General features: G+C 66.7%; 8 protein-coding genes. 7 read left to right on the top strand and 1 reads right to left on the bottom strand.

Translation table 11 applies throughout. The annotated features are described in order from the left end of the window. Window positions 1-66 precede the first annotated feature (66 nt). The 5 genes from AC1KAR_RS09535 (at window position 67) to AC1KAR_RS09515 (ending at window position 5694) form a co-directional block, all read left to right on the top strand. On the top strand, window positions 67-744 hold the full coding sequence (locus AC1KAR_RS09535) for an FHA domain-containing protein (protein WP_480316836.1): 678 nt from the start codon (window positions 67-69) through the stop codon (window positions 742-744). A 171-nt stretch (window positions 745-915) separates the two neighbouring features. Further along, window positions 916-1692, top strand: a complete 777-nt coding sequence (locus tag AC1KAR_RS09530) for an MBL fold metallo-hydrolase (RefSeq protein WP_480316834.1) — start codon at window positions 916-918, stop codon at window positions 1690-1692. 185 nt (window positions 1693-1877) lie between these two features. Beyond that, window positions 1878-2324, top strand: a complete 447-nt coding sequence (locus AC1KAR_RS09525) for a pilin (protein WP_480316833.1) — start codon at window positions 1878-1880, stop codon at window positions 2322-2324. A gap of 64 nt (window positions 2325-2388) precedes the next feature. Continuing rightward, window positions 2389-3786 (top strand): O-antigen ligase family protein, encoded by a 1398-nt coding sequence (locus tag AC1KAR_RS09520; RefSeq protein WP_480316831.1) that lies wholly within the window; start codon window positions 2389-2391, stop codon window positions 3784-3786. 18 nt (window positions 3787-3804) lie between these two features. Then, window positions 3805-5694, top strand: a complete 1890-nt coding sequence (locus AC1KAR_RS09515) for a PglL family O-oligosaccharyltransferase (protein ID WP_480316829.1) — start codon at window positions 3805-3807, stop codon at window positions 5692-5694. Window positions 5695-5706: 12 nt separating this feature from the next. Here the strand turns inward: AC1KAR_RS09515 and moaC are convergent, their stop codons facing one another. Further along, on the bottom strand, window positions 5707-6213 hold the full coding sequence (gene moaC, locus AC1KAR_RS09510) for a cyclic pyranopterin monophosphate synthase MoaC (RefSeq protein WP_480316827.1): 507 nt from the start codon (window positions 6211-6213) through the stop codon (window positions 5707-5709). 114 nt (window positions 6214-6327) lie between these two features. On the opposite strand from moaC, the gene AC1KAR_RS09505 reads away from it, so the two are divergent. Both AC1KAR_RS09505 and AC1KAR_RS09500 read left to right on the top strand, forming a co-directional pair. After that, window positions 6328-7902, top strand: a complete 1575-nt coding sequence (locus tag AC1KAR_RS09505; RefSeq protein WP_480316825.1) for a M48 family metalloprotease — start codon at window positions 6328-6330, stop codon at window positions 7900-7902. A 76-nt stretch (window positions 7903-7978) separates the two neighbouring features. Next, window positions 7979-13855 (top strand): alpha-2-macroglobulin family protein, encoded by a 5877-nt coding sequence (locus tag AC1KAR_RS09500; RefSeq protein WP_480316823.1) that lies wholly within the window; start codon window positions 7979-7981, stop codon window positions 13853-13855. Window positions 13856-13863: the final 8 nt, after the last annotated feature.

Here is a 13863-nt window from a genome sequence, read left to right as displayed (position 1 = left end):
ACACACGACACCGCCAAAATCGTCCCCACGGGGGACCAAGGGATAGAAGAGAGACTGAGGTCAAGCATGGGCAAGCTGGTCGTATCGCTCGACGGAGTGGTGATCAAGGAGGTACAGATCACCAAGGACAAGACGACCCTGGGCCGCCGTCCATACAACGACATCGTGATCGACAACCTGGCAGTGAGCGGCGAGCACGCCGTGCTGCAGATGGTGGGCACCGACGTCTTCATCGAAGATCTCAACAGCACCAACGGCACCTACATCAACGGCAAGGCCGTGAAAAAGCAGTTGCTGGCCCACAACGACACGGTCGAGATCGGCAAGTACAAGATCAAGTACCTCGTGGACGACGGCACCGACTACGAGAAGACCATGATCATGAAGCAGGGCGCGCCCGCGCCTGCGAGCTACAGCCAGGGCTTCGCGCACACCTCGGCGCAAGGGCCCACCTCCGGCTTCGGCGGGCTCGGCCAGGCGGTCACGCCCGGCACGATCAAGGTCTTGAACGGCGCCGCCGCAGGCCGGGAAGTGGCGTTGACCAAGGTGGTCACCACGGTCGGCAAGCCGGGCGTGCAGGTTGCGTCCATCACCAAGCGCCCGGGGGGTTATGTGTTTGCCCACGTCGAAGGCGCTACGCGGCCGACCATCAACGGCAACCCGCTGGTCGGCGACACCTTGCATCTGAAGAACGGCGACGTGATCGAGCTCGCCGGCACCCAGATGCAATTCATCCAGGCCTGACTTGCCGCGTCGCCGTGATGCTTTTCACGGCGACCGCTTTCGCGCCGCACGAGCGCGATCGATTGCAGGGGAAATGCGCCTTCCGCACCTTGCCGGCGCGGGCGCGGGCCGTCAGGATTGAGACTTAGCGCGCGAGACGCGCTGCCTCTGCCTCCGCTCGCTCTCAGTCCCATGCACATTCGCGTTCTCGGTTGCTCCGGCGCCATTGCCGAAGGCAGCCGAACCACCTCTTTCCTTGTCGACCACGACGTGCTGGTCGACGCCGGGACGGGGGTGGGCGACCTGCCCCTGGAAGCCCTGGCGAAGATCGATCACATCCTGATCAGCCACTCCCACCTGGACCACGTCCTGTCGATCGGCCTGCTGGCCGACAGCGTGATGCGCCTGCGTTCCGCGCAGGGCCGCGGGCCGATCGAAGTGCATGCCTTGCCAGAGACCATCACTGCCTTGCGCACGCATATATTCAACGGGGTGATCTGGCCGGATTTCACGCGCCTGCCTGTGGCCGACCGGCCGGCGCTGAAGATGGTGCCGTTTCAGATTGGCGACCAATTGGATCTGAGCGGCAAGATCTTTGAAGTTCTGAGCGCCGCCCACACCGTCCCTGCGGTGGGCTTTGCGCTGAAGGGCCGCGAGGCTTGGTGGGTCTATACGGGTGATACCGGGCCGAACCCCGCCTTGTGGCGCCGCCTGGCGTCCATGAACGTCGCTCACCTCGTGATCGAAACCGCGTTCAGCGACGAAGAGCACGATCTCGCGTGCCTGAGTCAGCACCTGCACCCGAAGAAGCTCGGGTTGGAGCTTGCGCAACTGAGTGGGTGTGTGGACGTCCACATCACCCACATCAAGCCGGGCGAGGTCGACGCGGTGATGGCCGAGGCTGGCCGGCTTGCGACCGCGCACCGGCTGAGCGCATTGCAGGCTGGCCAGGTGCTGGAACTCGCCTGACGCGGCTGCTGGGGTGACGATTTCCGTCAACCTGTGTCTGCCTGCAACGTGAACTCCTGCCTGCGGTGACCGTTTGTGTCAGAACAGGCGTCGAAAATCACGGTTTCTCAGCGGATTGGCGATGGCACGAGGGGTGCAACGTAGATCTCGTGTCTTTCACCCCCAATTCCTCTCAGGAGTTTCAAATGAAGCGTTCTATGCAAAAGGGTTTCACCCTGATCGAACTGATGATCGTTGTGGCGATCATTGGTATTTTGGCTGCTGTGGCGTTGCCGGCTTACCAGGACTACACGATTCGTTCAAAGGTCACTGAAGGTCTCGGCCTTGCTGCTTCTGCCAAGGTGGCCGTGGCTGAAACGAACGCATCCCGCGGTGCCTTCCCGGCTTCGAATGCAGAAGCAGGCCTCGCGGCCGCAACCGACATCCGTGGCAATGCAGTGACGTCGGTGACGGTCGGCGCGAACGGTGTGATCTCTATCCTGTACAACGCCACTCTGGGTGGTAGCCCGACGTTCAACGGATCGACGATTACCCTGACTCCGACGCTGCAAAACGGCGCCGTGACCTGGGCTTGCCTGGTGGACTCGAACACGAAGAACAAGTACGTTCCTTCGAACTGCCGCGCAACATAAGTTGATTGGTTCCGTGCTCATCAAAAGAGGCCTTCGGGCCTCTTTTTGCTTTGATGCCGCAGTCATGTTGATCGGCTGGCTTCCGCTTTTGTATCTGGTGCTGGTGCCGATCACTTTGCTGACGGTGCCCTTTTCAAACCACGACGCTGCCCGTATTGCGCAGGTGATGTTGTGCGGTGCATGCGCGATCGGTGTGTCTGTAGGCTTGTGCAGGCAGGGGGCCGGGCGAATTTCGAGCAACGCCGCAGTGGCGGTTGCCGTGATAGCGGTTTTGGCAACGGCATCGGTTGCCAATGCCGCAGTCTCTAGCTACGCTGTGCGGGAGTACGCGTTATACGTAGGGCTCGCGTGTGTCGTGAGTTGTGTGGCCAGATTCTGTGAGGAGCCCGCAAGGCATGACTGGTTGATCACCGGCACCACAGTGGCAACGGCCATCTACAGTACCGTCCTCTTGGTGCTTATAGGCGCCATCTGCGTGCAAGGAATGCCCCTGTCCCGTGGAGACCTGTTTGTCGGTTACGACAACTATCGGTTCTACAGCCATGTTCAAACCGTTGCGCTTCCGTTCTTGGTGGCGGCAGTTTCTTCCCGGCATCTGGGCAAGGCACTGACAGGCGCAGCTTGGTTTTCACTGGGTATTGGATACGCTGTCCTCATATACACAGTCGGACGGGGGGCCATGCTGGGGCTCTCTATTGCAGCACTGCTTGCATTTGCCGCATTTGGCCGACGTTCTGTACCGAGCCTGACGCGCATGGGCATTGGCGCTGTAGTGGGTCTACTGGTCTATGCAGTGATCTTCGTGTGGGCGCCCTTGCAGTTTGGCTCCATCACACCGAGCGCCATAGATGAGTCATTCGCTCATCTTCAAGCAGACAACCACAGATACTTTCTCTGGAATATTGCACTCGCGCATGTGGAAAGTGCGCCGCTGGTGGGCGTTGGTCCCATGCACTTTGCCCACTTCCCGAACCCGAAGGCCGCTCATCCGCACAACATCTATCTTCAGACGGCAGCAGAGTGGGGCCTGCCCATGCTGTCTCTCTTGCTTGCCTTTGCAAGTTGGGGGCTGATCCGAATGACGAGGGCAATACGTCGCTGCTCCGACGCACGGCAGCTGCAAGTGGGGCTTTGCCTTTGGATGGCATGTATTGCTGTAGCGATTGACGCTGCGTTTGCGGCTGCCTGGGTGATGCCTGTGCCGCAGGTATGGATCGCTGTGCTATTGGGATGGAGTGTTGCGTGGACAAGGCACTTCGATGCGCCAGCCGCTGGCGAGAGGCGGCCGGTACGCCGTGTACTGACTCTTGGGTTCGCGGCAGCGCTTCTTGCCACGCAGGTAAGCCTCTCTGTTGGCGTGTGGCCGGAAGCAATCGATCTTGATACGCATCTTCGCCATGCTGAGGGCCTTGTTCAGAACCCAAAGATCAACCCGCGATTCTGGTCAAACGGATGGTTCTGACACTAAGGCAGTTGCTGTGTGAGTCCGCAGTTCATCGAGTGCGCAAACCTTAAGCAGCCAACCTGGTACTCAAGGGCGGCTACATTGGCTCGTTCAAGTAACGAGATCCCGAGCGTGCACATGTACCCTTGTCGGCTCGCACCATGCGCCGTGCCTTCACTTGCCGCGAAGTTCTTTCTAGTCGCGCTGGCGATTTGCGGCCCGGCGTGGTTGGCACTCAATCTAGCGCCTTCGGCGACTTTCTTCAACCAAGCTCTTGCTTTGATGGGTTGGGCTGCGTTGCTCGGTGCCCTGGCTCTCGGATGCGGTTTAGAGCACGCATCACGCGGATCGATGGCGGCCTTGCTGGCTTTGGTATGCGGGGCGAGCGGGGTGGCCGGGTCTTGGCTATTGCAGCGGTTGCCAAGCGGGATAGCCCTGTCCGGCCTTAGCCTGCTCGCGGGCTCCATTCTGGTGCTGCTCGTTGGTTTGCTCCGTGCGCCATCGAATCGGTCAGCTTTCCAGGCCATTGGCCTGGCGCTGTGTCTGGCTGGCCTTGTGAGCGTTGTGCTGGCGTCGGTGCAGGTGTTCTTTCCTGCGGCGGCGGACGGCGACTGGGTCGCTCGTGGCTCAACACCAGGCCGTGCCAGTGGCAACCTTCGTCAACCGAATCACCTCAGCAGCCTCTTGCTGTGGTCTATTTCGGCGCTGATCTACCTGCATGAAACGCAACCAAAACAGGGTGTGGCGTCATCGCCCAGGGGGTGGTGGGTGTTCATGGCCGCCGGGCTGGCTCTCTTGACCTTCGGCGTTGTGCTCACCGTATCTCGCACAGGCACAGTGTGCATCCTTCTGCTCGGACTTTGGGGTGTGGTGGACAGGCGTCTGTCCCGCCGCGTACGCGTCATGCTTTGGCTGCTACCGCTTGTCTACGCGCTCTTCTGGTTCGCTTTGTCGGCAAGTGCTCCGTCCAACGAATTCGCCGGCATCACCCAGCTCCACAAATCCGACCCCTCCAGCTCCCGCTTCGGAATCTGGTCCAACACCCTCGATCTCATCAAGCAGAACCCTTGGTTCGGCGTCGGCTGGGGCGAGTTCAACTTCGCGTGGACGCTCACGCCCTTCCCCGGCCGCCCGACGGCCTTCTTCGACCACACGCACAACCTGCCGCTGCAGTTCCTGGTGGAGATGGGCATCCCGCTCGGCGGCACCGTGCTGGCCTTGTTGGCGTGGTCGTTGTGGAAGGCGTTCACGGCATGTCGCACGGCGGGCGATGCCGACAAACCCATGGTTCGCACCGCCTTTGTGATGGTGCTGATGATGGTCGTGCACAGCATGCTGGAGTACCCGCTGTGGTACGCCTACTTCCTCCTGCCGACGGCCTTCTTCCTGGGCATCTGCCTGGGCCACGCGGGGCCGCGGGTGGATGACGCGGCTGCGCAGGCACCGGCCTCGCCGTGGTTGCGTCGCGTGCTGATCGGTGGTTCGGTGGTGATGATGCTCGGCACGGTGTACTCAGTGTTCGACTACATTCGCGTCGCCGCGATTTTTTCGACGGACGAAGACACGCCGCTGGCCTACCGCATCGCGCGGGGTCAGCAGAGCACGTTCTTCGCTCACCACGCCGACTACGCCGCGGCCACCACGGCGGAGCACCCGTCGCAGGTGATGGGCGCGTTCCGCCGTGCGCCGCATTACCTGCTCGACACGCGCCTGATGATGGCGTGGGCGACCGCCTATGCCGAGAAGGGCGATGTGGAACGTGCGCGCTACCTCGCGGATCGTCTGCGGGAGTTTCGAAACCCGGATTCGGCCGGGTTCTTCGCGGTGTGCGACAAACCCCTGCCCGAAGGCATGCCCAAGCCCTTCCAGTGCACGCCGGCGACGCGCAAGTTCACCTACCAGGACTTCAAGATGCGCTCCAACTGAGCGCCAGGGCGATCAGGCCATGGCGACCCAGTCGCCCGACTTGCCGCCGTGCTTCTCGAGCACGCGGATCTCGCCCATCACCATGCCGCGGTCGGCGGCCTTGCACATGTCGTAGATGGTGAGCAGGCCGACCTGCACGGCGGTCAGAGCCTCCATCTCGACTCCGGTGCGGCCGAGTGTTTCGACCTGCGCCGTGCACCGCACAAGGTTTGTCGCGGTCTCCACCTCGAACTCCACCGCCACCTTGGTGATCGGCAGCGGGTGGCACAGCGGGATCAACTCGGCCGTGCGCTTGCTGGCCTGGATGGCCGCGATGCGCGCCACGCCGAGTACGTCGCCCTTCTTGGCGCTGCCCGACTGGATCAGCGCGAGCGTGGCCGGCTGCATGCGAATCACGCCGCTGGCGCGGGCGATGCGGTGGGTTTCGGCCTTGGCCGACACGTCGACCATGTGCGCCTGCCCCTGGGCGTCGAAGTGGGTCAGGGGCGATGCGGGGTGGGAAGGCGCAGACGATGACATGGTCGGGAAACAAGCCGGCAAAGTGCCGCTGGCATCATAGCGAGGCCATCCGTGCCGCGGGGTGAACCTTTGTCGCTCCGCAGGCTCGAACCGACTCGCATTTTTCGCATCGCCTTGAACGCTGCTTCGTCCCGATTCCCACGCGCTCGCCGCCTGCTGGCGGGCTTTTGCGCGCTGAGCCTGATGCTCCCGGCGGCGCCCCCGCCGGTGTTCGCGCAGGACCGCCTGCCGGCGCTCGGCGAGGCGGTGTCCGACGACCTGAGCGTGGGCAACGAGCGGCGCATCGGCGAGCAGATCATGCGCAGCATCCGCAACGACCCGGACTATCTCGACGACCCGCTGCTGCTGGAATACATGATGTCGCTGTGGCAGCCCCTGGTGGCGGCCGCGCGCGCGCGTGGCGACATCACGCCCGACGTCGAGAACAGCTTTGCGTGGGAGCTCTTTCTCGTGCGTGACCGTGCGGTCAACGCCTTTGCGTTGCCTGGCGGCTTCGTGGGCGTGAACCTCGGCCTGATCGCCATGACGAGCACGCGCGACGAGCTCGCCTCGGTGCTGGCGCACGAACTCACCCACGTCACGCAGCGCCACATCGTTCGCGGCATGGTCAACAGCCAGCGCGCGTCGCTGCTCAGCCTGGCCGCAATCATCCTGGGCGTGCTGGCCGCCAGCCGCAGCAACCGAAGCGACGGTGCCAACGCCATACTTTCGGGCGGGCAGGCGATGGCGGTGCAGACGCAGCTCAACTTCTCGCGCGATCTCGAGCGCGAGGCCGATCGCATCGGCTTTGCGGTGCTCACCAAGGCGGGCTTCGCGCCCGGTGGCATGGCGGCGATGTTCGAGAAGCTCGATCAGTCGTCGCGGCTCAACGACAGCGGATCGTTCCCCTACCTGCGCACCCACCCGTTGACCACCGAGCGCATCGGCGAGGCGCGTGCGCGCCTGGGTACGGCGGCGCAGCCCCGACCGGTGAGCGTGCTGGCCCACACCGTGGCGCAGGCGCGCTCGCGGGTGCTGATGGACACACGCATCGATTCGCTGCGGCGCTGGCAGAAGCTCGAAGCACCCGCCGACGCGAGCGTTGCCGACAAGCTGCTGGTGGTCTATGGCAATGCGCTCGCGTCCGTCTACCTGCGTGATTGGCCGCAGGCCGACGCGGCCACCCAACTCGCGCTGGGGCTCGTGCGTGGCAGCCCGAGCAGCGACAGCCTCGCCGAGCGCGAGGTGGTGCTTCTGCAGGCCGAACTGCTGCTTGCGCGGGGTGACGCCCGGCGTGCCGCCGATGTGCTCAAGCCCTACGTCAGCGACGGCATGCCGCAGTCGCGCGCCGTGATGTTGCTGCAGGCGCAGGCCGCCCTCGGCGTGGGCCAGGCCGCCGTGCAGCGCAGCACCGAAGACCTGCAGAGCTGGATCTCCGGCCACCCGCAAGACGCCACCGCCTGGGCGCACCTCGCTCGCTCGTGGGAGCTGCTGGGCCACAAGTTGCGTGCCTTGCGCGCCGAGGCCGAGTCGCGCATCGTCTCCGGTGACCTGGTCGGCGGCCTCGACCGCCTGCGTGCCGGGCAGAAGCTCGCGCGCAGCGAACGCACCGTCGATTTCATCGAGGCCTCGGTGATCGAATCGCGCCTGCGCGAGATCGAGTCGCAGGTGCGCCAGCGCGAGGCCGACGAGCGCGGCCGCCGCGGCTGAGCACGCCGCACGGCACGCCCCTTTTCGCACACACCGCTGCCGTATCCTTGCCGCCTTTGCTGGCGCGGGAGACTGCATGCACCGTTTGCTCACCATCGCTGCCCTGGCCGGGTTCGCTGCCACCAGCGCGCCAGCCGCCACCGTGACCAGCGCCACGCCGCGCGGCGAGGTGGCTCAGGTGAGGCAGATCACCGTCACGTTCTCGGAGGCCGTCGTGCCGCTGGGCGATGTGCGCCAGGCCGACCCCTACAGCGTGGCCTGCGAAGGCGCAGCGCCCGCGGGCCAGGGGCGATGGGCCGACGGCCGCCTGTGGCTGTACGACTTCCGCGAGCCCCTGCCCCCGGGCACGCGCTGCACCGTGCAGCCGCGCGCCGAATGGAAGCCGCAGAGCGGTGCGCCCATTGCGCGCAGCGCCTTCAGCTTCAGCACCGGTGGACCTGCGGTCGCACGGGCGTGGCCGGGTGGCGGCACGATCGAAGAAGACCAGCACTTTCTGCTGCAACTCACCGGCCCGGCGGTGGAGGCGAGCGTGGTGGCGCATGCCGCCTGCGAGGTCGACGGCATCGGCGAACGGGTGCCGGTGCGCGTGGTCGGTGGCGCCGTGCGCGACGAGGTGCTGAAGGCACGGCGCCTCACGTCGCAGGCCGCGCGCACGCTGTTGCTCACCTGTCAGCGCCCCCTGCCCAGCGGAGCCGCGGTGCGGCTGGTGTGGGGCGCGGGCATTGCGTCGGCCGCCAACCCGAAGGTGTTGACGCGCGGCGAGCAGCGCTACGACTACCAGGTGCGTGAAGCCTTCAGTGCCGAGTTCAGCTGCGAACGCGAGCGCGCCGACGCGCCCTGCTTGCCGATCCGCCCGATGGTGCTGCGCTTCTCGGCGCCTGTCGCGCGCAGCGTGGCCGAGGCGGTGCGGCTCAAGCCGGCCTCGGGCGCCTCGATGGCGCCCGCCTTCGACAAGGACGACAAATCGAGCGAGGTGCGCGAAGTGCGCTTCGCCACGCCGCTCGCCGAGAACGCGGCCTACACGATCGAACTGCTGCGCGAGGTGAAGGATGTGTCCGGCCGCGCGCTCGGCAACGCGGCGAGCTTCCCGCTGCGCGTGGCCACCGGCGATGCTCCGCCGATCGCCAAGTTCGCCGCCGCACCCTTCGGTGTGATCGAACTGGACGGCGAGGCGATGCTGCCGCTCACGCTGCGCCATGTGCAAGGTGACTTGCGCCCCGGTGCCCCCGGCGGCGCGGTGCGCATCAAGACGCTGCACAGCGACGCCGAGATCCTGGCGTGGTACCGCCGCGTCGCGCTCCATCACCAGCGCGAGATCACGGCCCGGCAGGCCGGGCTGCCCGAGTCGCAGTGGTACGTGACGCGGCGCGTAGAAGGCGACAAGCCGGGCGCCAGCAAGACCATCAAGGAGATGCGCGAGCTGCCGACCCGCGAACTGACGCTGCTCAAGGCCGCAAGCGACGTGCGCCGCATGGACTTGCCGACGCTGCAAGGCGGCGACCCGCGGCCGTTCGAGGTGGTGGGCATCCCGATTGCGCAGCCCGGTTACCACGTGGTCGAAGTCGAATCCGCGCGCCTCGGCCAGGCGCTGCTCGACAAGGCCTCGCCGATGTACGTACGCACCGGCGTGCTCGTCACCAACCTGGGCGTTCACTTCAAGCTCGGGCGCGAGAACAGCCTGGTGTGGGTGACCTCGCTCGACCGCGGCAAGCCGGTGGCGCAGGCCGACGTGGCGGTCAACGATTGCCAGGGCAAGCCGGTATGGAGCGGCCGCACCGACGCCCAGGGGCTGGCGCGCGTCGATCGCGTGCTCGAAGCGCGCAGCGACTGCCCTGACGAGAACAGCTTCTTCATCACCGCGCGTCACCAGCCCGCCAAGGGCGCGGCCGATGTCGCCTTCGTGTTCAGCGGCTGGCAGAAGGGTATCGAGCCGTGGCGCTTCGGCGTGCCCACCAGCAGCGACCCGCAACCCGAGCTGCGTGCCCACACGGTGTTCGACCGCACGCTGCTGCGCGCGGGCGAGACGGTGTCGATGAAGCACTTCGTGCGGCGCGAGACATCAAGCGGCCTCGCGATGCTCGCCCCCGACGAGTTGCCCACGCGCATGAAGATCGTTCACCAGGGCACAGGCCAGGAGTTCGTGCAGGCGCTGGCCTGGCAGGGCACGCGCAGCGCAAGCGCGGTGTGGGCGATCCCCAGCTCGGCCAAGCTCGGCGCCTACGACGTATTGCTCGAACGCGAGCCCGACAAGGACGGGCGGCGGCGCAGCAGCTGGTCGAGCGGCAGCTTCCGGGTTGAGGAGTTCCGCCTGCCGCTGGTGGACGCGCGCATCGGCGGCCCGGCGCGCGTGCCGGTGGCGCCGACGGAGTTGCCGCTCAGTGTGCAGCTCAGCTACCTGTCGGGCGGCGGCATGGCGCAGGCGCCGGCCCGTGTGACGGCCTTGCTGCGCGACCGCAGCGTCAACATGCCCGGCTACCCGGAGTTCAGCTTCGAGCCGCCGCGCGAAGACGCGCCCGCCGCCGAGGTCGCAGACGACGACTCGCTGGATGTGCAGCGCGACAACGGCCGCATCGTGGCCGACAAGCTGCCGCTCAACACCGATCGCAACGGCGCGGCGAGCGTCACCCTCAAAGACCTGCCCAAGCTCACGCGCGCGAGCGAGCTGGTCGCCGAGCTCAGCTTCAACGACCCCAACGGCGAGGTGCAGACGGCGTCGAACCGCATCCCGCTGTGGCCGAGCGCGTTGGTGATGGGCGTGAAGTCGGGCGCCTGGGCAAGCAACCGCGGTCGGGTGCTGTTCCAGGCGTTGGCGCTCGACACGGCGGGCAAGCCTCTGAAGGGCCAGAAGGTCGAGGTGCGGGCGCGCGCCTCTCAGGTGGTGAGCACGCGCAAGCGCATGGTGGGTGGCTTCTACGCGTACGACAACCGCACCGAGACGAAGGACCTGGGCACGCTGTGCAGCGGCAACACCGACGACCGTGGCCTGCTGGTGTGCGAGGCCGCGCTCGAGACCGCGGGTCAGATCGAACTGGTGGCGCGCGGTGTCGATGCGGCCGGCAACCTGGCGCAGGCCGCCACCACGGTATGGATCACCCGCCAGGGCGAACTCTGGTTCGCGCAGGACAACGATGACCGCATCGACGTGCTGCCCGAGAAGAAGCGCTACGAGCCCGGCGAGACGGCGCGCCTGCAGGTGCGCATGCCCTTTCGCGAAGCGACCGCGCTCGTCAGCGTGGAGCGCGAAGGCGTGATCGACACGCGGGTGGTCACGCTGCGCGGCGACGACCCGACCGTGGACGTGAAGATCGACAAGGCCTGGGGCCCCAACGTGTACGTGAGCGTGCTGGCCCTGCGCGGGCGCATCCGCGAAGTGCCGTGGTATTCGTTCTTCACCTGGGGCTGGAAGGAACCCATCAACTGGGCGCGATCCTTCTGGTACGAAGGGCGTGAGTACCAGGCACCCACGGCGATGGTTGATCTCTCCAAGCCCGCGTTCAAGCTCGGCATGGCAGCGCTGCAGGTGGGCGTGGCCTCGCACAAGCTGGACGTGAGCGTGACGACCGATCAGCCTCTGTACGCGGTGCGCCAAAAGGCACGTGCCAAGGTGAAGGTGATGTTCGAGGGCCGCCCTGCGGCGGGCGCCGAGATCGCGTTCGCGGCGGTCGACGAGGGCCTGCTCGCGCTCCTGCCCAACGCGTCGTGGGATCTGCTCGATGCGATGCTGCAAGAGCGCCCCTGGGGCGTGGAGACCAGCACCGCGCAGAGCGAGATCATCGGCCGCCGGCACTACGGCCGCAAGGCGGTGGCGGCGGGCGGGGGCGGTGGCAAGAACGCCACTCGCGAACTGTTCGACACGCTGCTGGTGTGGAAGGACCGCGTCACGCTCGATGCGAACGGCGAGGCACAGATCGAGGTGCCGCTGAACGATTCGCTCACGAGCTTCCGGCTGGTGGCGGTTGCCGATGCCGGCGCGCAGCAGTTCGGCAGCGCGAGCGCCAGCATTCGCGTCACCCAAGACCTGCAACTGCTCGCCGGCCTGCCACCGCTGGTGCGTGAAGGCGACCAGTACGCCGCGATGCTCACGCTGCGCAACACCACGCCGCGCGAGATGAAGGTGCGGGTGACCTTGCAAGGCACGTCGCGCGGCGGGGTGGGCGAGCTCACGCGACCCACCCTGGCGCTGCCCCCGCAAGAAGTGCTGCTGCCCGCGGGCGGTGCGAAGGAACTGAGCTGGGGCGTGGCCGTGCCGGTGGGCGTGAGCAGCCTGAACTGGGAAGCCGCGGCGCAAGAGCTGGGCCCCGTCGGCAGTGCCAATGCCGCCAGCAATGCCGCGCTCGCTAAAGACCGTGTCGCGCTCACGCAGCGCGTGCTGCCGGCGGTGCCGGTGCGCGTGATGCAGGCCAGCCTGATGCAGCTCGACGGCTCGCTCAGCGTGCCGATCGAAGCGCCGGCCGACGCGCTCGCCGACGTGGTGGGCGGCATGCCGGTGCGGCGCGGCGGCGTGAATGTGAACCTGCAACCCCGCCTCGGCGCGGCGCTGCCGGGGCTGCGCCGTTACTTCGAGACCTACCCGTACGCCTGCCTGGAGCCGAAGGCTTCCAAGGCCATCGGCCTCAAGGATGCCGAGCTGTGGCAACACGTGGCCAACAGCCTGCCGACCTACCTGGACAGCGATGGTCTCGCGAGCTACTTCCCGCCGCGCGCCGAAGACGCGTCACGTGGCAGCGACCGCCTCACTGCCTACCTGCTGGCCGCGGCGCACGAGGCCGGCTTCGTGCTGCCCGGCCCCGCGCAGGCGCAGATGCTCGATGGCCTGAGCGCGTTCGTCGAGGGCCGCATCGAGCGCCGCTTCTGGGCGCCGCGCGACGACCTGGCGGTGCGCAAGCTCGCCGCCATCGAAGCGCTCTCGCGCTACGGGCGCGCGCAGGCCAAGTGGCTCGGTGCGATCCAGATCACGCCCAACCAATGGCCGACCGCGGCGGTGATCGACTGGCTGCAGATCCTCAAGCGCGTGAACGGTGTGCCCGAGCACGCCAAGCGGCTGGACGAGGCGCAGCAGATCCTGCGCGGCCGCCTCACCTATGCGGGCACCACGCTGCGCTTCAGCAACGAGGCCGATGACTTCTGGTGGTGGCTGATGGACAGCGCCGATGCCAACGCGGCGCGCCTGCTGCTCGCGGTGATCGACGATCCCGCCTGGAAAGACGATGTGCCACGCATGGTGGTCGGCAGCCTCGCACGCCAGCGCGGTGGCGCGTGGCTCACCACGACGGCCAACCTGTGGGGCGCGCTCGCGCTGGAGAAGTTCTCGGCGCGCTACGAGTCGGTGCGCGTCACCGGCAAGACGCTCGCGCAAGTGGGTGGCAAGCCCCAGGCCATCGACTGGGTGCTGCAGCCCGATGGCGGCAGCCTGCTCCTGCCGTGGCCCGATGCGGCTGCCACGCTGGCGCTCTCACAAGAAGGCAGCGGCAAGCCGTGGGTCACGGTGCAGAGCCTGGCGGCCGTGCCGTTGAAGGCGCCGCTCGCCGCGGGGTATCACATCAAGCGCAGCGTCAGCGCCGTCGAGCAGAAGGACAAGGCCAGGTGGTCGCGCGGCGACGTGTTGCGTGTGCGCCTGGAGATAGACGCACAAAGCGACATGAGCTGGGTCGTGGTGAGTGACCCGGTGCCCGGTGGCGCCACGCTGCTCGGCTCGGGCCTGGGCCGCGATTCGAGCCTCGCCACCTCGGGCGAGAAGCGCAGCGGCAGCGCCTGGCCGGTGTTCGAGGAGCGCAGCTTCGAGGCCTTCCGCAGCTACTTCGATCACCTGCCGCAGGGCAAGCATGTGATCGAGTACACCCTGCGGCTCAACAACGGCGGGCGCTTTGCGCTGCCGCCGTCGCGCGTGGAGGCGATGTACGCGCCCGAGACCTTTGGCGAGCTGCCCAACGCGGCACTGGAGGTCGCGCCGTGAGCATGCTC

It is taken from the genome of Piscinibacter sp. PDB1-1, assembly GCF_056675995.1.
Note: the sequence above shows the minus strand (reverse complement) of the source record. Positions and strands in the feature narration are given on the sequence as shown.

Bases quoted from the DNA above. Each gene is read 5' to 3' on its own strand.
- AC1KAR_RS09530 (WP_480316834.1), top strand. From the start codon at position 916: ATGCACATTCGCGTTCTCGGTTGCTCCGGCGCCATTGCCGAAGGCAGC.
- AC1KAR_RS09535 (WP_480316836.1), top strand. From the start codon at position 67: ATGGGCAAGCTGGTCGTATCGCTCGACGGAGTGGTGATCAAGGAGGTA.
- AC1KAR_RS09500 (WP_480316823.1), top strand. From the start codon at position 7,979: ATGCACCGTTTGCTCACCATCGCTGCCCTGGCCGGGTTCGCTGCCACC.
- AC1KAR_RS09520 (WP_480316831.1), top strand. From the start codon at position 2,389: ATGTTGATCGGCTGGCTTCCGCTTTTGTATCTGGTGCTGGTGCCGATC.
- AC1KAR_RS09525 (WP_480316833.1), top strand. From the start codon at position 1,878: ATGAAGCGTTCTATGCAAAAGGGTTTCACCCTGATCGAACTGATGATC.
- moaC (WP_480316827.1), bottom strand. From the start codon at position 6,213: ATGTCATCGTCTGCGCCTTCCCACCCCGCATCGCCCCTGACCCACTTC.